We start from the raw sequence: 19,051 nt of genomic DNA on the forward strand, positions 1-19,051 counted from the left end.
GATGCTGAGTGAACGCAGGCTTCAGGTGCTGCGCGCCATCGTCCAGGACTATGTGGGGACGGAGGAGCCCGTCGGCTCCAAGGCCCTCACCGAGCGCCACAGCCTTGGCGTCTCCCCGGCGACCGTGCGCAACGACATGGCCGCCCTGGAGGACGAGGGGTACATCGCCCAGCCGCACACCAGCGCCGGGCGCATCCCCACCGACAAGGGCTACCGCCTGTTCGTGGACAAGCTCGCGGGCGTCAAGCCCATGACCGCGCCCGAGCGGCGCGCGATCCAGAACTTCCTCGACGGCGCCGTCGACCTCGATGACGTGGTGGCCCGGACCGTGCGGCTGCTCGCGCAGCTCACCCGGCAGGTGGCGGTGGTGCAGTATCCGTCGCTGACCCGGTCCACCGTGCGGCATGTGGAACTGCTCTCGCTCGCCCCGGCGCGCGTGATGCTCGTCCTGATCACCGACACGGGCCGGGTCGAGCAGCGCATGATCGACTGCCCGGCCCCCTTCGGGGAGGCCTCGCTGGCCGATCTGCGGGCGCGCCTCAACAGCCGGGTCGCGGGGCGTCGGTTCGCCGATGTGCCGCGACTGGTCGAGGACCTGCCCGAGGGCTTCGACGTCGAGGATCGGGGTACGGTCGCGACGGTGCTCTCCACGCTGCTGGAGACACTGGTCGAGGAGAACGAGGAACGGTTGATGATCGGCGGAACCGCCAATCTCACCCGCTTCGGACATGACTTCCCCCTCACCATCCGGCCGGTCCTGGAAGCACTGGAGGAGCAGGTCGTGCTCCTCAAGTTGCTTGGCGAGGCCGGGGATTCGGGCATGACCGTACGCATCGGTCACGAGAACGCCTATGAGGGACTCAACTCAACTTCGGTGGTGTCGGTCGGCTACGGTTCGGGCGGCGAGGCAGTAGCCAAGCTCGGCGTGGTCGGACCGACCCGCATGGATTACCCGGGAACGATGGGAGCGGTACGCGCAGTGGCACGGTACGTCGGACAGATCCTGGCGGAGTCGTAAGTGGCCACGGACTACTACGCCGTTCTCGGCGTGCGCCGCGACGCGTCGCAGGATGAGATCAAGAAGGCGTTCCGTCGGCTCGCACGCGAGCTGCACCCGGACGTCAACCCCGATCCGAAGACCCAGGAGCGGTTCAAGGAGATCAACGCCGCTTACGAGGTGCTGTCGGACCCGCAGAAGAAGCAGGTCTACGACCTCGGCGGCGACCCGCTGTCCCAGGCGGGCGGCGCGGGCGCCGGCGGCTTCGGCGCGGGTGGCTTCGGGAACTTCTCGGACATCATGGACGCGTTCTTCGGTACGGCGTCCCAGCGCGGTCCGCGCTCGCGCACCCGGCGCGGCCAGGACGCGATGATCCGGCTGGAGATCGAGCTCGACGAGGCGGCCTTCGGCACCACGAAGGACATCCAGGTCGACACGGCGATCGTCTGCAACACCTGCAACGGTGAGGGCGCGGCGCCGGGAACCTCGGCCCAGACGTGTGACATGTGCCGCGGGCGCGGTGAGGTGTCGCAGGTCACCCGGTCCTTCCTGGGCCAGGTCATGACCTCGCGTCCCTGCCCGCAGTGCCAGGGCTTCGGCACGGTCGTCCCGACGCCGTGTCCCGAGTGCGCCGGTGACGGCCGGATCCGCTCCCGTCGCACACTGACCGTGAAGATCCCGGCCGGTGTGGACAACGGCACGCGGATCCAGCTCGCGGGTGAGGGCGAGGTCGGGCCCGGTGGCGGTCCCGCCGGTGACCTGTACGTCGAGATCCACGAGCTGCCGCACGCGATGTTCCAGCGGCGCGGTGACGATCTGCACTGCACGGTGACGATTCCGATGACGGCGGCGGCGCTCGGTACGAAGGTGCCGCTGGAGACGCTGGACGGGCTGGAGGAGGTCGACATCCGGCCGGGCACGCAGTCCGGGCAGTCGATCCCGCTGCACGGACGCGGTGTCACGCATCTGCGGGGCGGCGGCCGGGGCGATCTCATCGTGCACGTCGAGGTACAGACCCCGAACAAGCTGGACCCGGAGCAGGAGCGTCTGCTGCGCGAACTGGCGAAGCTGCGCGGCGAGGAACGGCCGACAGGACAGTTCCAGCCGGGCCAGCAAGGACTGTTCTCCCGGCTGAAGGACGCGTTCAACGGGCGGTGACACGGGTCGGGCGCCGGCGCCGCAAGGTGGCCGGCGCCTCCTCGTGCCAATGGACTATGCCGGGCGGAAGGCTGGATTCGGACTTGTTCGGGGGACGTGACAACATGCGGGCATGTCCTCCGCGCTGACCGATCTCTTCCCCTATCCGATCGTGCAGGCCCCCATGGCGGGCGGGGTCTCCGTGCCGCGGTTGGCCGCGGCCGTGTCCGACGCCGGGGGGCTCGGGTTCCTTGCCGCCGGGTACAAGACGGCCGACGGCATGTACCAGGAGATCAAGCAGCTGCGCGGGCTGACCGGACGGCCCTTCGGCGTCAATCTGTTCCTGCCGCAGCCCGAGTACGCGGATGCGGCCGCCGTCGACGTCTACTCGCACCAGCTGGCCGGGGAAGCCGCCTGGTACGAGACCGAGCTCGGCGACCCCGAGAGCGGGCGGGACGACGGGTACGACGCCAAGCTCGCCGTACTCCTCGACAACCCCGTACCCGTCGTCTCCTTCCACTTCGGGGTGCCGGGCGGTGAGGTGCTGGAGGCGCTGCGGAGGGCCGGGACCGTCACCCTCGTCACCGCGACCACCCCGGACGAGGCGCTCGCCGTGCAGCGGGCCGGGGCCGACGCGGTGATCGCGCAGGGCGTCGAGGCCGGCGGCCACCAGGGCACCCATCGGGACGTCCCCGAGACCGACGGCGCCGGGCTCGGGCTGCTCTCGCTCGTCGGGCAGATCAGGGAAACCGTGGGGATCCCCGTCGTCGCCGCCGGCGGCATCATGCGCGGCAGTCAGATCGCCGCCGTCCTCGCCGCGGGCGCCAGTGCCGCCCAGCTCGGCACCGCCTTCCTCGCCACCCCCGAGTCCGGCGCCGCCGACCTCCACAAGCAGGCCCTGACCAACCCTCTCTTCGTACGGACCGAACTGACCCGCGCCTTCTCCGGCCGGCCGGCCCGCGGGCTCGTCAACCGGTTCCTGCGCGAGCACGGCCCGTACGCCCCCGCCGCCTACCCCGAGGTCCATCACCTCACCTCGCCGTTGCGCAAGGCCGCCGCCAAGGCCAAGGACGCCCAGGGCATGGCCCTGTGGGCGGGACAGGGGCACCGGATGGCCCGCGAGCTGCCCGCCGGGCAGCTCGTCGAGGTGCTGGCCGCCGAACTCGCCGACGCCACGACAGCGTTGTCCGGCTTCCGGAACGCCGGAGGTGACCCGCGATGACCGCTCCCGTGTTCGTCGTCGAGCACTTCGACGCCGGTGGCGGCGGCCACTACGTCCTCGACGGACCCGAGGGACGGCACGCCGTCTCCGTGAAGCGCCTCCAGCCCGGCGAGGACGTCATCCTCACCGACGGCGCCGGCCGCTGGGCCGACTGTGTCGTGCTCGGCACCGAGGGCAAGGACCGGCTGATCGTCCAGCTGGACGGCGTCAGCGAGGAACCGGTGGCGCAGCCGCGCATCACGGTCGTCCAGGCGCTTCCCAAGGGTGACCGCGGTGAACTCGCCGTCGAGACCATGACCGAGGTCGGCGTCGACGCCGTCGTGCCCTGGCAGGCGGCCCGTTGCATCACCCAGTGGAAGGGCGAGCGAGGGCTCAAGGCACTCGGCAAGTGGCGGGGCACCGCCCGCGAGGCCGGCAAGCAGTCCCGCCGCGTCCGCTTCCCCGAGGTCGCGGACCTGGCCACGACCAAGCAGGTCGCCGCGCTGCTCGCCCGCGCCGACTTCGCCGCCGTACTCCACTCCGACTTCGAACGCGGCAGCCAGGCCCTCGCCACCGCCGAACTCCCCGGCGAGGGTGAGATCGTTCTCGTCGTCGGTCCCGAAGGGGGCGTCGCCAAGGACGAGTTGGCGCTCTTCGAGGAGGCCGGTGCGAAGGCGTACGTGCTGGGCCCTACCGTGTTGCGTACGTCGACCGCCGGGACGGCGGCCGCGGCCCTGCTCCTCGGCCGCACCGGCCGCTGGTCCTGACCGATCCTCCGGGGGAAACACCGTGGAACTCGCCCAAGTACGGCTCCTCGTCACCGACTTTGCCGCCTGTTACCGCTTCTACGCCGAAGTCCTCGGTCTGAAGCCGCAGTCGGGGGCGACCGAGGGACCGTACGAGAAGTTCAGCCCCAGCACAGGGGCGGCCGGTATCGCCCTCCAGGACCGGGCCATGATGGCCGGGATACTTGGCGAACTGGGCGACGCGGCCAGCGGGCACCGGTCGTTGGTGGTGCTGCGCGTCGACGCCCTGGACTCCTACTGCGAGCAGATCACCGCCCGGGGCGCGGAACTGCTGCACGGGCCCGCCCCGATGACGGACCGTATGCGGGTCGCCCACCTCAAGGACCCGGAGGGGAACCTGGTGGAACTCCAGGAGTGGCTGCTGCTGCGCGCTTGAGATCGACGGCCTCGGCGACGGCGTGGAAGAACTCCCAGCCGTCCAACTCGCCCTCACCGGGCGGCAGCAGACCACGCCGGGTCGCCTCGTCGAGCAGGGCACGTACGACACCGGGCTCGCGGAGATTGATGCCCGCGCCCTGGCCGTCCATCGCCCAGCCCTGGAACCAGATGTCGCCCTCGGAGACGTACCGGCCCGAGCCCGCGCCGCCCGGCCGGAACACGAACCGGGTGCGCCGGCCACCGCGGTGCAGGGTGACGATGTCCCGCCAGACGCCGTCGGCGCCCTTCTTCTGACGGAAGTTCCACAGATACGTCGTCTGCTCGTCGATGACGAGACGTCGGAGCCGGCGGTCTTTGCGCATGGCGTCACGTTAAGCGGACGGGCGGTGCCGGGTCGCCGGGTTTTCGGTGAGGGCTTCAGACGAGGGCGTCAGGCGAGGGCTTCACTCGATTGTGGGACGAGTGTCCGTATGCGCCCTACCGCGTCGGGCGGGACAGTGGGAAGCTGCCCTCCATGGGGGTATTGAGGAGGATTTGGCGGCACCGGGGCCGACGCGTCGCCGCCGTGGCCGCGCTCGCCGTCGTGACCGTCGGTGGCGCCGTCGCCTGTGATCCCGCGGGGCTGAGCTCCGCGTCCGTGGCGTACACCACCGACCAGACCGTCACCAAGGAGCTGGAGCGGCAGCACGCCAAGGTGCAGTGGCTCACCTGCCAGGCGTCCTACGGCAACCGCCCCACCCCGACCGCGACCGAGAACGCCGTCGCCGAGGTGCACTGCACCGGCGAGACCAGCGACGGCAAGGACATCAAGGCCGACGGGAAGATCACCCGGGTCGTCAACGGGCAGTGCGTGCGGGGTGAGTTGACCGCCAAGATCGACGGCAAGCAGTGGTTCCAGGTCAACGGTCTCGGCAACTGCAACGCCACCCCCGAGCCCACGCACGGCAACGGACAGCCCGGTGCCACGGTCACGGTCACCGTCACGGAGACGGTGTGGTGCGACAAGTACCCGGACTGCCGCCCGGTGCAGGGCAAATGACCTTAGGGTGATCGGGTGACCCAGCCCGCGACGCCCGCGTATCTCCGATACCCGCACCTGACCGGCGACCTGGTGGCCTTCACCGCCGAGGACGACGTGTGGATCGCGCCCCTCGACGGCGGCCGGGCCTGGCGGGTCAGCACCGACAACGTGCCGGTCTCCACCCCCCGAGTCTCACCCGACGGCACGACCGTCGCCTGGACCTCGACGCGCGACGGGGCACCCGAGGTGCACATCGCGCCGGTCGACGGCGGGCCCGCGAAACGGCTCACCCACTGGGGGAGTTGGCGTACCCAGGTGCGCGGCTGGACCCCGGACGGGCAGGTCCTCGCCCTCACCACCCACGGCCAGGCCAGCCCGCGCCGCTCCTGGGCGCACGCCGTCCCGCTCGACGGCGGACCGTCCACCGTCCTGCCGTACGGCCCGGTCGGCGCCGTCGCCCAAGGGCCGTCCACCGTGCTGCTGTCGGCGCCCATGGGGCGGGAGGCGGCCTGGTGGAAGCGGTACCGGGGCGGTACCGCGGGCAAGTTGTGGATCGACGACGGGGGCGACGGGGAGTTCGTACGGCTGCATGAGGAGCTCGACGGGAACATCGAGTTCCCGGTGTGGGCGGGGGAGCGCATCGCGTTTCTCTCCGACCACGAAGGCGTCGGGGCGCTCTACTCCTCCCTCGCCGACGGGGCCGATCTGCGCCGGCACACCCCGATCGACGGGTTCTACGCCCGCCACGCGGCCGGGGACGGCGGCCGGGTCGTCTACGCCTGCGCCGGTGAGCTGTGGATCCTCGACGACCTGGACGGGGCGGAGCCGCGCCGTCTGGACATCCGGCTCGGCGGCTCGCGGGCCGACCTCCAGCCGTACACCCTGAACGCCTCCCGCTGGGTCGAGTCGGCCTCTCCCGACCACACCGCGCGCGGCAGTGCCGTCTGTGTGCGCGGTGCCGTGCACTGGGTCACCCATCGCTCCGGCCCGGCCCGCGCGCTCGCCGCGCGGCCCGGCGTACGGTCCCGGCTGCCGCAGGCCTTCCGGGCCGACGGCGAGGAGTGGGTGGTGTGGGTGACGGACGCCGAGGGCGACGACGCCCTGGAGTTCGCGCCCGCCACCGGCCTCGCCCCCGGCGCCACCCCGCGCCGGCTCGCCGCCGGACAGCTCGGCCGGGTCCTCGACCTGACGATGGCGCCCGACGGCAGCCGGGCCGCCGTCGCCTCGCACGACGGGCGCGTCCTCCTCGTCGAGCGCGAGACCGGCGAGGTCCGCGAGGTCGACCGCAGCGAGGACGGCGACGCCTCCGGGCTGGTCTTCTCCCCCGACTCCGCCTGGCTCGCCTGGTCCCACCCCGGCCCGCGGCCGCTGTGCCAGCTGCGCCTCGCCAACACCACCGACCTGTCGGTCACCGAGGCCACCCCGCTGCGCTTCCAGGACTACGCCCCCGCCTTCACCCTCGACGGCAAGCACCTGGCGTTCCTCTCCACCCGCTCCTTCGACCCGGTCTACGACGAGCACGTCTTCGACCTGGCCTTCGTGGAGGGCGCCCGACCGCACCTCATCACCCTCGCCGCCACCACCCCCTCGCCCTTCGGCCCGCAGCGCCACGGCCGCCCCTTCGACGCGCCCGACAAGGACGAGACCCCCGACAGCGAGGGCGCCCCGGCCACCCGTATCGACCTCGACGGGCTCGCCGACCGGATCGTGCCGTTCCCGGTGGAGGCCGCCCGCTACTCCGACCTGCGCACCGCCAAGGACGGCGTCCTGTGGCTGCGCCACCCGGTGCGCGGGGTGCTGGGCGCCTCCCGGGCCACGCCCGACGCCCCGGACCCCAAGACCGAGCTGGAGCGCTTCGACCTCGTCCAGCAGCGCATCGAGCATCTGGCCGCCGACGCCGACCACTTCGCCGTCAGCGGCGACGGCAAGCGGGTCCTGCTGTGGACCGACGGCCGGATCAAGGTCGTACCGAGCGACCGCCGCGCCTCGAACGACGACGACAGCGACAGCAACATCACCGTCGACCTCACCCGGGTCCGCCAGACCATCGACCCGGCGGCCGAGTGGCGGCAGATGTACGACGAGACCGGCCGCCTCCTGCGCGACCACTTCTGGCTCCCCGACCTCGGCGGCGCCGACTGGGACGGCGTCCTCGACCGCTACCGCCCCGTCCTCGACCGCGTCGCCACCCACGACGACCTCGTCGACCTCCTCTGGGAGGTCCAGGGCGAACTGGGCACCTCGCACGCCTACGTCGTCCCGCGCGGCGGCTACGGCAACGGCGCCCGGCAGGGCCTGCTCGGCGCCGACATCTCCCGTCACGAGGACGGCAGTTGGCGCATCGACCGCATCCTCCCCTCGGAGACCTCCGACCCCGACGCCCGCTCCCCGCTCGCCGCCCCCGGCGTCGCGGTCCGCGCCGGGGACGCGATCGTCGCGGTCGCGGGGCGGACCGTGGACCCCGTGACGGGCCCGGGGCCGCTGCTCGTCGGCACGGCGGGCAAGCCGATCGAGCTGACGATCTCGCCCTCGGGCGGCGGGGACGTACGGCACGCGGTCGTCGTCCCCGTCGCCAACGAGGAACCCCTGCGCTACCACGCCTGGGTGACCGACCGCCGGGCCTACGTCCACGAACGCTCCGCCGGCCGCCTCGGCTACCTCCACGTCCCCGACATGCAGGCCCCCGGCTGGGCCCAGATCCACCGCGACCTGCGCGTCGAGGTGGCCCGCGAGGGGCTCGTCGTCGACGTCCGGGAGAACCGCGGCGGCCACACCTCCCAGCTGGTGGTGGAGAAGCTGGCCCGCCGGATCGTCGGCTGGGCCCGCCCCCGTGGCATGCGCGCCTACAGCTACCCCCAGGACGCCCCGCGCGGCCCGGTGGTGGCCGTGGCCAACGAGTTCTCCGGCTCCGACGGCGACATCGTCAACGCGGCCATCAAGGCCCTCGGTATCGGCCCGGTCGTCGGCACCCGCACCTGGGGCGGGGTGATCGGCATCGACAGCCGCTACCACCTCGTCGACGACACGCTCGTCACCCAGCCCAAGTACGCGTTCTGGCTGGAGGGTTACGAGTGGGGCGTGGAGAACCACGGCGTGGACCCGGACGTGGAGGTCGTCCAGCGCCCGCAGGACCACGCGGCGGGCCTGGACCCCCAACTGGACGAGGCGATCAGGCTGGCGCTGGAGGCGTTGGAGGGGACTCCGGCGAAGGTGCCTCCGTCGCTTCCCTGACCTGCTCGATACGATGCCCCGAGACATCGGGCGAAAGGGCGAGAGGACGAACATGCCAGGGGAGCCGCAGGCGGACTGCCTGTTCTGCAAGATCGTCGAGGGCCACATCCCGGCGACCATCGTGCGCGAGTCGGACACCACCGTCGCCTTCCGGGACATCAACCCCCAGGCACCCACGCACGTCCTGATCATCCCCAAGGTCCACTACGAGAACGCCGCCGTCCTCGCCGCCGCGGAACCCGCGATCGCCGCCGACGTGCTGCGCGAGGCGCAGACCGTCGCCGACGAGGAGAAGCTGGAGAGCTACCGCATCGTCTTCAACACGGGCGCCGGCGCCGGCCAGACCGTCTGGCACGCCCACGCGCACGTCCTCGGTGGCCGCGGCCTCGCCTGGCCCCCCGGATAAGTCACCGTGTCCGTACGTGAATTGGTGGTCCTCGGCACCGCCAGCCAGGTCCCGACCCGGCACCGCAACCACAACGGCTACCTCCTGCGCTGGGACGCCGAGGGCATCCTCTTCGACCCCGGCGAGGGCACCCAGCGCCAGATGCTGCGCGCCGGGGTCGCCGCGCACGACCTGAACCGGATCTGCGTCACCCACTTCCACGGCGACCACTCCCTCGGTCTCGCGGGCGTCATCCAGCGCATCAACCTCGACCGCGTCCCGCACGAGATCACCGCCCACTACCCGAAGTCCGGCCAGCGCTTCTACGACCGGCTGCGCCACGCGACGGCGTACCGGGAGACCGTCGAGATCACCCAGGCGCCGGTGAGCGCGGACGGGGTGCTCGGCACCTCCGCCTCCTACGCGCTGGAGGCCCGCAAGCTCTCCCACCCCGTCGAGTCGTACGGCTACCGCCTCGTCGAACCCGACGGCCGCCGCATGCTGCCCGACCGCCTCGCCGCGCACGGCATCAAGGGCCCGGACGTCGGACGCATGCAGCGCGAGGGCGCGGTGGGCGATGTGACCCTGGCGGACGTCAGCGAGGTCCGGCGCGGGCAGCGGTTCGCGTTCGTCATGGACACCCGGCTCTGCGACGGCGTGTACGCGCTCGCCGACGGCTGCGACATGCTCGTCATCGAGTCGACGTTCCTCGACGAGGACACGAACCTCGCGGTCGAGCACGGTCACCTCACCGCCGGGCAGGCCGCGACGGTCGCCCGGGACGCCGGCGTACGGCATCTCGTGCTCACCCACTTCAGCCAGCGCTACACCGACCCCGACGAGTTCGAACGGCAGGCACGGGCGGCCGGGTTCGAGGGGGAGCTGACGGTGGCGCACGACCTGCTGCGGGTGCCGGTTCCGAAACGTCGGTAAAGCGGCCGTACGATGCTTTGATGCCCCTCCCCAAAGCTGAACTGCACCTGCACATCGAAGGCACGCTGGAGCCCGAGCTGGCGTTTGAGCTGGCCGCGCGCAACGGCGTCGAGCTGCCGTACACGGACACCGAAGAGCTGCGCAAGGCGTACGACTTCGACGACCTCCAGTCCTTCCTGAACCTGTACTACGAGCTCATGGCCGTGCTCCGCACCGAGCGCGACTTCGAGGACCTGGCGAACGCCTATCTCGCCCGTGCCGCCGTGCAGGGTGTGCGGCACGCGGAGATCTTCTTCGATCCGCAGGCCCACCTCGCGCGCGGTGTGGGCATGGGCACGGTCGTGGACGGGCTGTGGCGGGCGCTGGGCGGCAGTGAGGCGCGCCATGGTGTTTCCACGCAGCTGATCATGTGCTTCCTGCGGGACGAGTCCGCCGAGTCGGCCCTGGAGACGCTGGAGGCCGCCAAGCCGTACCTCGACCGGATCGTCGGCGTCGGGCTCGACTCCGCCGAGGTCGGGCATCCGCCGGTGAAGTTCCGTGAGGTGTACGAGGCCGCTGCCGCGCTGGGGCTGCGACGGGTCGCCCACGCGGGGGAGGAGGGGCCGCCGGAGTACATCACCGAGGCGTTGGACGTGCTCGGGGTGGAGCGGATCGACCACGGGCTGCGGTGCGTGGAGGATGCGGAGCTGGTGGCTCGGCTGGTGCGTGACCGTGTTCCGCTGACCTTGTGCCCGTTGTCCAATGTGCGGCTGCGGACGGTTGATGTTCTCGCCGACCATCCGCTGCCGGCGATGTTGGACGCGGGGCTGTTGTGCACCGTCAACTCCGATGACCCCGCCTATTTCGGGGGGTATGCCGGGGACAACTTCGATGCGGTGCGCTCCGCGTTGGGGCTGGGGGAGGAGCGGTTGCGGGAGTTGGCTCGGAACTCGTTCGTGGCGAGTTTTCTGGAGCATGACGAGGAGCGGCGGGCTCGGTATCTCGCGGAGGTTGAGGCGTATCGGTTCTGACCTTTGACTTCTGGCTGCGGGGCGGTGGGGGCTTGTCGCGCAGTTCCCCGCGCCCCTGAAAGCCAGAAGCCTCTACGCAGCCGTTGCCTTGTCGTAGACCGGCGTCTCCACCGGGACCTGCACCACCGGCAGGTGGCGCCTGCCCGCGCCCAGCGCCACTGCGGTCATCGGGGCGGCGATCAGGAGCAGGCCTGCCGCCAGTACCAGGCCCATCGCTGCGAAGCCCGCCTGCGCCGACAGGAGGCTTCCTGCCAGGGGGCCTGCCGCTGTGCCCAGGGAGGATGCCGAGCCGACCAGCACCGCCCAGCGGCCTCTCGGGTCGAGGGAGGCGGCGAGGCCGATGACGTACGACAGGACGATCGGGTAGAGCGTGTTCCACGCGATCTCGCCGGTCGCGAACGTGGTGAGGTCGGTCGCGGAGGCGCTCAGCGCGATGCAGGCGGCGATCAGGGCCGTGCCCGCGCCGATGGGGACGGCACGGCCGAGGCGGGGGCCGAGGGCGCCCGCGCCGATGACGCCGAGCAGTCCGGCGCCGAGGGCGATCGCGAAGACCGCGCCGACGGTGGCCTCGGTGAGGTGCGCCTGGTCGAGGCCGATGCGGCCGCTGACGCCCCAGAGGGAGTTCTGGGCGAGCGACCAGCACGGGAGGGTGAGGGCGAGGAGCAGTCCGGCGCGCAGGTGCGGGAGGGGGCTCTTGGCCTGGTGCCGGGTGCGGCGGGGGGCCGTGGAGGCGGAGAGGCGCCCGGTCAGGGGCCAGACCGCCAGTGCGGTGAGGGCGATCGCCGCTAGGGGCTGGCCGTGGCCCGGGCCGAGGTGCGGGACCGTCAGATAGACCGCGCCGGCGAGCGCGGAGACGCCCAGCAGGCCGAACGTGGTGGTGCGGTGCGGGTCGGGCTGGGCGGCGATCCCGGTGGCGGCCACCGCGGTCGCCGTACCGGAGCCGAAGCCGCCGACGAGGACGCCCGCGATGACGGCGGGGACGGTGTGGGTGAGGGCGGCGCCGCCGTAGCCGAGGACGGCGAGGACGAGGCCGGTGCGGGCCAGGAAGCGGGGGCCGACGCGGTCGACGCGGGAGGCGAGCAGGAAGCCCGCCGCGGCCGAACTCAGCAGCAGCGCGCTGCCGACGGCGCCCGCCTGTGTGGCGGAGAGGGGAAGCCCCGAGTCGAGCCTGCCGACGGTGGTCGGGAGGAGGTACGGGGCGAGGTACCCGGCCGTGAAAAGGGCGATCAGGGGCCAGGGCGTGGTGGTGCGGGCGGACACGGGCGTTCCCAGGGCATGCGAAAGGAGCGGCTCAGACAGGGGGGTTGGGCGACGACCGTCGACGGACAGGAACGCGCGGGCAATTTGTATCAAGCACGCGGTTCGAGAAGAAGAGTGGGGGGTGTGATGTGGGGCACTTCGTGTTTCGGGTGGGGGAGGGCGGGTAGAAGAGCGCCCGTTTCCGTGGCTCAGCGCCAGTGGACCGCCGCGCCGCCCGCCGCCGGTACCGTCGCCTCGATCTTGGCCCTGATCTCCCGCATCACCGCGACGATCCGCTTCTCGTGCGCAGGCGTCAGGCGGGCCACCGGCACCGAACAGCTGACGGCGTCCTGGGCGGGGGAGTCGTAGCGCAGGGCGAAGCCGAAGCCGATGATGCCGAGGACGCCCTCCTCGCGGTCGATCGAGTAACCGCGGGCCCGGGTTCCGGCCAGGTCCGTCGCCAGCTCCTCGCGGGTCGTGCGGGTGTTGGGCGTGAGCTCCTCGTAGGGGCCCTCGGGCAGCTCCGCGTCGTCGCGCTCGGCCAGCAGGGCCTTGCCGAGGGCGCCCGCGTGGGCGGGCAGGCGGCGGCCGACGCGGCTGATGGTGCGCAGGTACTCGTGCGACTCGCGGGTCGCCAGATACGCGACGTCACGTCCGTCGAGCCGGCCCATGTGGATCGTCTCGCCCAGCGCCTGGGACGCCTCGTCGAGATACGGCCGTACGACCTGGACGCGCGGGTCGGTGTCGAGGTAGCTGGTGCCGGTCAGCAGGGCGTGGATGCCGATGCCGTAGAGGGAGCCGGTGATGTCGGTGCGGACCCAGCCGCGCGAGATCAGGGTCTGGAGGAGGGCGTACATGGAGCTGCGGGGGACCTGGAGCTCGTCCGCCAGCTCTTGCAGCCGCGCCGGGCGGTCCCCGCGCGCGGCCAGCACTTCCAGCAGCTCGACCGTGCGCGCGGCCGACTTCACCTCGCGGACGCCCCCTGTCTCTGACATGTGCTGATCGTAATCCGGCGGGACGGCGCCATTGACGAGTGTCGTTCGCCTGTCTAACCTTCATCTCCATACGTGGATATCGTCTACATGGGGAGATGGGCGTGGGGATCGACACCGGCAGCGGTACGGGCGTCGTCCGACGGCTGCGGGAGGGGATGGCGGCCGGGGTGCTGTCCTTCCCGCTGACCAGCTTCGCGGCGGACGGCAGTCTCGATCCGCACGCCTTCCGGGCCTATCTGGCCGGGCAGTTGGCCGCAGCCCCCGGCGCCCTCTTCCCCGCCTGCGGCACCGGCGAGTTCTTCTCGCTGGACGAGGACGAGTACCGGACGGTCGTGACCGTCGCCGTCGAGGAGGCGGCGGGCCGGGTGCCGGTCGTCGCCGGGGTCGGATACGGGTGGGCGCAGGCCGTGCGGTTCGCGCGGATCGCCGAGTAGGCGGGCGCCGACGCGCTGCTCGTGCTCCCGCACTACCTGGTCGCCGCCCCGCAGGACGGGCTCGTCCGCCAACTGGAGGAGATCGCCGCCCGTACACCGCTGCCGCTCATCGCCTACCAGCGCGGCCAAGTCGCCTTCACGGCCGATACGTTGAGGCGTATCGCGGAGATCCCCGGCGTCATCGGCCTGAAGGACGGGCACAGTGACCTGGACCGGCTTCAGCGCCTGACCCTCGCCGCGCCCGAGGGCTTCCTCTTCTTCAACGGGGCCGCGACCGCCGAGATCCAGGCCCGTGCGTACGCCGCGGTCGGTGTGCCCGCGTACTCGTCGGCCGTGCATGCCTTCGCCCCGGAGATCGCCGACGCCTTCTTCCGCGCGTTGCGGGACGGCGACGGCAAGACGGTCGACCTGCTGCTGCGCGCGTTCTACGTACCGCTCGTCGAACTCCGCGACCGCGTCCCCGGATACGCCGTGTCGCTCGTCAAAGCCGCGGCACGCCTGCGCGGGCGACCCGTGGGACCCGTCCGCGCCCCGCTCACCGACCCGTCGGACCGCGACCTCGCCGAGCTCAGGACCCTGCTCGCCACCGGACTCGACCTCGTAGGAGCCGCTCTGTGAACCTCACGATCGCTGACGTACGGCTGACTCCGATCCTCGTCGCCGACCCGCCGCTGCTCAACACGCAGGGGGTGCACCAGCCGTACACGCCCCGGCTGATCGTCGAGGTGGAGACCGCGGACGGGGTCGTCGGGTTCGGGGAGACGTACGGCGACACCAAGTACCTGGAGCTGGCACGGCCGTTCGCGGCGAAGCTGGTCGGGCGTCAAGTCTCCGATCTGAACGGTCTGTTCACGGTCGCCGACGAGGTCGCCGTCGACGACGCGCGGGTGTCCGGGCAGGTCGACGTGGGCGGGCTGCGCGGGGTGCAGACCGCCGACAAGCTGCGGCTGTCCGTCGTCTCCGGGTTCGAGGTCGCCTGTCTCGACGCCCTCGGCAAGGCACTCGGGCTGCCCGTGCACACGCTGCTCGGCGGCAAGGTGCGCGATGCCGTCGAGTACAGCGCGTACCTGTTCTACAAGTGGGCCGACCATCCGGCCGGGGTCGCCGCGGAGAAGGACGACTGGGGTGCCGCCGTCGATCCGGCGGGGGTGGTGGCGCAGGCCCGGCTGTTCAAGGAGCGGTACGGGTTCACGTCGTTCAAGCTCAAGGGCGGGGTGTTTCCGCCGGACGAGGAGATCGCCGCGGTGCGGGCGCTCGCCGAGGCGTTTCCCGGTCATCCGCTGCGGCTCGATCCCAACGGGGCCTGGTCCGTGGCGACTTCGCTGACGGTGGCGCAGGAGCTGGCGGACGTACTGGAGTACCTGGAGGACCCCGCGCTCGGTACGGCGGCCATGGCCGAGGTGGCCGCCGGGACCGGGGTGCCGCTCGCCACCAACATGTGCGTGACGACGTTCGCGGAGATCGAGGAGGCGTTTCGCAAGGGGGCGGTGCAGGTGGTGCTGTCCGATCACCACTACTGGGGCGGGCTGCGGAACACCCAGCAACTCGCCGCGATCTGCCGGACGTTCGGGGTGGGGGTGTCGATGCACTCCAACACGCATCTGGGGATCTCGCTGGCGGCGATGACCCATGTGGCGGCCACGGTGCCCGATCTTCACCATGCGTGTGACTCGCACTATCCGTGGCAGTCGGAGGACGTGCTGAGGGAGCGGCTGGTGTTCGAGGGCGGGAAGGTCACGGTGTCGGACGCGCCGGGACTGGGAGTCGAGGTCGACCTGGAGAAGGTGCGGGTGCTGCATCAGCGGTGGCTCGATGACGACGGGGGGCTGCGGGAGCGGGACGACGCGGCGGCGATGCGGGTCGCCGAGCCGGGGTGGGTGACGCCGGACGTGCCGCGCTGGTAGTGCGGGTGGGCCGAAAGACGCGGGCCGGTGATTGAGGGGTGCCGGACGGGCCGAGAGATGCGGGGCGGTGTCTCAGCGGCTGTTGTCAGTGGTGTGGTGCAGACTGGCTGGATCCGTACCACTCGCAGGGAGCGCCCCGTGATCGCGTCCAGCGCATCCAACGCGTCCACCGGAAAGGGACCGTCGCACCTCGGAGCGGCCGGGCCGGGTCAGGCCCAGGTCGATCCGCTCGCCGCGGTGCGCGCACCGGACGACCCTCCGTGGGACGTCTATCTCACCGGCACCGTGTTCCTGGACATCATCTTCACCGGCCTCGACTCCGCCCCCGTGCGCGGGACCGAGTCCTGGGCGCGGGGGATGGGGTCGAGCCCCGGTGGTGTCGCCAACATGGCCACCGCGCTGGCCCGGCTGGGACTGAAGACGTCCCTCGCCGCCGCCTTCGGCTCCGACCACTACGGCGAGTACTGCTGGGACGCCCTGGCGCAGGGCGAGGGCATTGATCTGTCACCCTCGCGTACGGTCGCGGGCTGGCACTCGCCCGTCACCGTCTCGATGGCCTACGAGGGCGAACGGACGATGGTCTCGCACGGCCACGAGCCGCCCCCGGAGGCCGCGATGATCCAAGAGGGCGCCCCCGACTGCCCCCCGCGCGCGCGTGCCGCCGTCGCCTCGCTGGAGCCGGGCAAGCGCGCCCCCTGGATCGCCCAGGCCGCGAGCAAGGGCACCCGCGTCTTCGCCGACGTCGGCTGGGACGACACCGGTGCCTGGGACCTCGCGGGCCTCGCCGACCTCGCACACTGCGAGGCCTTCCTGCCGAACGCGGAAGAGGCCATGCGCTACACCCGCACCTCCTGCCCGCGCGAGGCCGCCCACGCCCTCCTGGAGCATGTGCCGCTCGCAGTGGTCACCCTCGGTGCGGAGGGCGCGTACGCGGTGGACCGGCGGACCGGGGAGTCCGCCGAGGTGCCCGCCATCGCCGTGGAGGCCCTCGATCCCACCGGCGCGGGTGACGTCTTCGTCGCCGGGTTCGTCACCGGCACGCTGGCCGGCTGGCCGCTCGCCGACCGGCTGGCCTTCGCCGGGCTCACGGCCGCGCTCTCCGTCCAGGAGTTCGGCGGCTCCCTCTCGGCGCCGGGCTGGTCGGAGATCGGCGCCTGGTGGCGCAAGGTCCAGTCGGTGGCCGGCCAGGACCCCGCGGCGCTGGAGCGGTACGGCTTCCTGGCGGACCTGGTGCCGGCGGAACAGGCCCGCCCCTGGCCGTTGAGACGGGCGGTGCCGACGATCGGGTTCCGCCGGTCGGCATAGGTGGCCTGAGGGGCCTCACGCGGCCGTGCGGGCCAGCAGCTCCGTCACCTGTTCCCGGACCACCTCGCGGGCCTCGGCCGGCAGCGCGCCGATCGCCGTACCGGCCAGGGCGTCGAGCACCGACGCCACGCCGGTGTCGCATTCCACGCTCTCGGCGAGCACCTCGTAGCCGTCCCGGACGGCGATCCGCAGCCGGGGGCGAGCGCCCTCGGGAGCGTGTACGGCGGTGGCCACGACCAGCGGCGGCGGGCCGCCCGGGGCCTCCGCCAGCTTGCGGTAGCCGCTCGCCTGCGGGGTGCGCCAGCGCAGGCTCAGCAGCAGCGGACGCTTCGCCGTGAGTTCGGCGAGGTCGGTCTCGAAGGGGCCCTCGACGTCCAGCACCACCGCACGCGCGTCCAGGACGACGGCCGCCGGCAGCAGACAGCGCAGGGTGCTGCCGACGATGTTCCCGCCGACCGTGGCGCTCCGGCGCACGGCACCGGTGCCGATCCCGCCCGCCGCCCGGCGCAGCACCTCCGGCACCCGGTCGTCGACCCGGTGCAGCGGCACCGCCGCCCCGAGCGCCTCGGCGCTCAGGACATTGGCCTCGGGCACCTCGCGCAGGCTCATCGCCTGCTCCGGGAAGCCGTCCCGTTGCCAGACGGCCCACTGGAGGGTGGCACCGCCGACGGGTATCGCTCCCTCGGACAGGCACTGCTGTGCCTCGGACACGGACGTGGGCAGACGCAAGAGCACGGCCGACCTGCTTTCCCCGGGCTTACGGCGACGGGAACGCGCCGTCGGCGCGCATTCTCCCCACGCACGCCGGGGGCGTATGCAGGGCTCACCGCTGCACTCAGGGCGCTCTCCCCCTCGGCCGTGGTGAGCGGAAAAGGCCTTCGGTGTTGTCAGTGCCCCGGCGTACCCTGGAAATCGCCAGGCCGCCCATGTGGCGGGCGAGTCGTATCGAGGAGGACGAGCAAGGCCTACAGAGCCGGCCCATGACTCAGACACCCACAGATCGCACACCCGCGCAGGGACAGGCGAGAGCACAGTTCACCGTCCCCGCCCAGCACCCCATGGTGACCGTGCTGGGGTCCGGCGACTCCCTGCTGCGCGTGATCGAGAAGGCCTTCCCGGCGGCCGACATCCATGTCCGGGGCAATGAGATCAGCGCGGTCGGCGACGCCGTTGAAGTCGCCCTCATCCAGCGCCTGTTCGACGAGATGATGCTGGTGCTCCGCACCGGACAGCCGATGACGGAGGACGCAGTGGAACGCTCGATCGCGATGCTCAGAGCCAGTCAGAACGGCGAGGGGGACGGCCAGGAGACCCCGGCCGAGGTCCTCACCCAGAACATCCTCTCCTCGCGTGGCCGCACGATCCGGCCCAAGACCCTGAACCAGAAGCGGTACGTCGACGCGATCGACAAGCACACGATCGTGTTCGGCATCGGCCCCGCCGGCACCGGCAAGACCTATCTCGCCATGGCCAAGGCGGTGCAGGCCCTGCAGTCCAAGCAGGTCAACCGCATCATCCTGACCCGGCCCGCGGTCGAGGCGGGGGAGCGGCTCGGGTTCCTGCCGGGCACGCTCTACGAGAAGATCGACCCCTACCTGCGCCCGCTCTACGACGCGCTGCACGACATGCTCGACCCCGACTCCATCCCGAGGCTGATGGCCGCGGGCACGATCGAGGTGGCGCCCCTGGCGTACATGCGCGGCCGTACGCTCAACGACGCCTTCATCATCCTCGACGAGGCCCAGAACACCTCGCCCGAGCAGATGAAGATGTTCCTCACCCGCCTCGGCTTCGAGTCGAAGATCGTGATCACGGGTGACGTGACCCAGGTCGACCTGCCCAACGGCACCAAATCGGGTCTGCGTCAGGTCCAGGACATCCTGGAGGGCCTCGACGACGTCCACTTCTCCCGCCTGTCGTCGCAGGACGTCGTACGGCACAAGCTCGTCGGCCGTATCGTCGACGCGTACGAGAAGTACGACAGCTCGCACGGCACCGAGAACGGCACCCACAAGGGCGGCCGGGGCAGGCAGTCCGGGCCCAAGGGGCTGTGACATTCCGAAGCAGGAGACCCC

Annotated in this window: 17 protein-coding genes and 1 pseudogene; 14 read left to right on the forward strand and 4 right to left on the reverse strand. The window is 71.8% G+C overall.

The features are described from left to right. Position 1 precedes the first annotated feature (1 nt). The 5 genes from hrcA to OG866_RS29605 all read left to right on the forward strand — a co-directional run bounded on the left by hrcA (position 2) and on the right by OG866_RS29605 (position 4,517). Positions 2 to 1,018, forward strand: a complete 1,017-nt coding sequence (gene hrcA / locus OG866_RS29585; protein ID WP_329339371.1) for a heat-inducible transcriptional repressor HrcA — start codon at positions 2 to 4, stop codon at positions 1,016 to 1,018. Next, on the forward strand, positions 1,019 to 2,155 hold the full coding sequence (gene dnaJ / locus OG866_RS29590) for a molecular chaperone DnaJ (protein WP_329339372.1): 1,137 nt from the start codon (positions 1,019 to 1,021) through the stop codon (positions 2,153 to 2,155). Between the two features lie 112 nt (positions 2,156 to 2,267). Further along, the gene (locus tag OG866_RS29595) at positions 2,268 to 3,356 is read left to right on the forward strand and encodes a nitronate monooxygenase (RefSeq protein WP_329339373.1); all 1,089 of its coding nucleotides are present in this window, start codon (positions 2,268 to 2,270) and stop codon (positions 3,354 to 3,356) included. Continuing rightward, positions 3,353 to 4,102: a 16S rRNA (uracil(1498)-N(3))-methyltransferase gene (locus OG866_RS29600; RefSeq protein WP_329339375.1), complete on the forward strand. Its 750-nt coding sequence runs from the start codon at positions 3,353 to 3,355 to the stop codon at positions 4,100 to 4,102. Before OG866_RS29595 ends, OG866_RS29600 begins: the two co-directional genes overlap by 4 nt. Before the next feature lie 22 nt (positions 4,103 to 4,124). Then, complete coding sequence (locus tag OG866_RS29605) at positions 4,125 to 4,517, forward strand: VOC family protein (RefSeq protein WP_329339376.1); 393 nt, start codon at positions 4,125 to 4,127, stop codon at positions 4,515 to 4,517. Here the strand turns inward: OG866_RS29605 and OG866_RS29610 are convergent. Then, positions 4,459 to 4,881, reverse strand: a complete 423-nt coding sequence (locus OG866_RS29610; protein ID WP_329339378.1) for a hypothetical protein — start codon at positions 4,879 to 4,881, stop codon at positions 4,459 to 4,461. The genes OG866_RS29605 and OG866_RS29610 overlap by 59 nt on opposite strands. A gap of 152 nt (positions 4,882 to 5,033) precedes the next feature. On the opposite strand from OG866_RS29610, the gene OG866_RS29615 reads away from it, so the two are divergent. Genes OG866_RS29615 through OG866_RS29635 form a run of 5 tightly spaced genes read left to right on the forward strand, consistent with a single transcriptional unit; the run spans position 5,034 to position 11,099 of the window. Then, positions 5,034 to 5,558 carry a hypothetical protein gene (locus tag OG866_RS29615; RefSeq protein WP_329339380.1) on the forward strand — a complete coding sequence of 175 codons (525 nt, stop codon included), beginning with the start codon at positions 5,034 to 5,036 and terminating at the stop codon, positions 5,556 to 5,558. Between the two features lie 15 nt (positions 5,559 to 5,573). Then, on the forward strand, positions 5,574 to 8,771 hold the full coding sequence (locus tag OG866_RS29620) for a S41 family peptidase (RefSeq protein ID WP_329339382.1): 3,198 nt from the start codon (positions 5,574 to 5,576) through the stop codon (positions 8,769 to 8,771). A gap of 52 nt (positions 8,772 to 8,823) precedes the next feature. After that, on the forward strand, positions 8,824 to 9,177 hold the full coding sequence (locus OG866_RS29625) for a histidine triad nucleotide-binding protein (protein WP_329339383.1): 354 nt from the start codon (positions 8,824 to 8,826) through the stop codon (positions 9,175 to 9,177). 6 nt (positions 9,178 to 9,183) lie between these two features. Then, a complete protein-coding gene (locus OG866_RS29630) occupies positions 9,184 to 10,089 on the forward strand; it encodes a ribonuclease Z (RefSeq protein ID WP_329339385.1) in 906 nt (301 codons plus the stop codon). Between the two features lie 20 nt (positions 10,090 to 10,109). After that, entirely contained in the window at positions 10,110 to 11,099 is a 990-nt protein-coding gene (locus tag OG866_RS29635; RefSeq protein ID WP_329339387.1) for an adenosine deaminase, read from the forward strand. Positions 11,100 to 11,171: 72 nt separating this feature from the next. On the opposite strand, the gene OG866_RS29640 is transcribed toward OG866_RS29635, so the two are convergent. Together OG866_RS29640 and OG866_RS29645 are read right to left on the reverse strand one after the other, a co-directional pair. Continuing rightward, positions 11,172 to 12,359: an MFS transporter gene (locus OG866_RS29640; RefSeq protein ID WP_329339389.1), complete on the reverse strand. Its 1,188-nt coding sequence runs from the start codon at positions 12,357 to 12,359 to the stop codon at positions 11,172 to 11,174. Positions 12,360 to 12,547: 188 nt separating this feature from the next. After that, positions 12,548 to 13,333 carry an IclR family transcriptional regulator gene (locus OG866_RS29645; RefSeq protein ID WP_329339390.1) on the reverse strand — a complete coding sequence of 262 codons (786 nt, stop codon included), beginning with the start codon at positions 13,331 to 13,333 and terminating at the stop codon, positions 12,548 to 12,550. Positions 13,334 to 13,428: 95 nt separating this feature from the next. Between OG866_RS29645 and OG866_RS29650 the strand changes: the two are divergent. The 3 genes and pseudogenes from OG866_RS29650 to OG866_RS29660 all read left to right on the forward strand — a co-directional run bounded on the left by OG866_RS29650 (position 13,429) and on the right by OG866_RS29660 (position 16,976). Further along, a pseudogene (locus OG866_RS29650) lies at positions 13,429 to 14,385 on the forward strand (5-dehydro-4-deoxyglucarate dehydratase). Then, positions 14,382 to 15,671: a glucarate dehydratase family protein gene (locus OG866_RS29655; RefSeq protein ID WP_329339391.1), complete on the forward strand. Its 1,290-nt coding sequence runs from the start codon at positions 14,382 to 14,384 to the stop codon at positions 15,669 to 15,671. The pseudogene OG866_RS29650 and the gene OG866_RS29655 overlap by 4 nt, the downstream one beginning before the upstream one ends. A 93-nt stretch (positions 15,672 to 15,764) precedes the next feature. Then, on the forward strand, positions 15,765 to 16,976 hold the full coding sequence (locus tag OG866_RS29660) for a carbohydrate kinase family protein (protein ID WP_329339393.1): 1,212 nt from the start codon (positions 15,765 to 15,767) through the stop codon (positions 16,974 to 16,976). 15 nt (positions 16,977 to 16,991) lie between these two features. On the opposite strand, the gene OG866_RS29665 is transcribed toward OG866_RS29660, so the two are convergent. Continuing rightward, complete coding sequence (locus OG866_RS29665; RefSeq protein ID WP_329339395.1) at positions 16,992 to 17,711, reverse strand: FAD binding domain-containing protein; 720 nt, start codon at positions 17,709 to 17,711, stop codon at positions 16,992 to 16,994. 245 nt (positions 17,712 to 17,956) lie between these two features. Here OG866_RS29665 and OG866_RS29670 point away from each other — a divergent pair, with 245 nt between their 5' ends. Further along, positions 17,957 to 19,030 (forward strand): PhoH family protein, encoded by a 1,074-nt coding sequence (locus OG866_RS29670; protein ID WP_329339396.1) that lies wholly within the window; start codon positions 17,957 to 17,959, stop codon positions 19,028 to 19,030. The last annotated feature ends 21 nt before the right edge of the window (positions 19,031 to 19,051 follow it).

Source organism: Streptomyces sp. NBC_00663, from assembly GCF_036226885.1.
Taxonomy (GTDB): domain Bacteria; phylum Actinomycetota; class Actinomycetes; order Streptomycetales; family Streptomycetaceae; genus Streptomyces.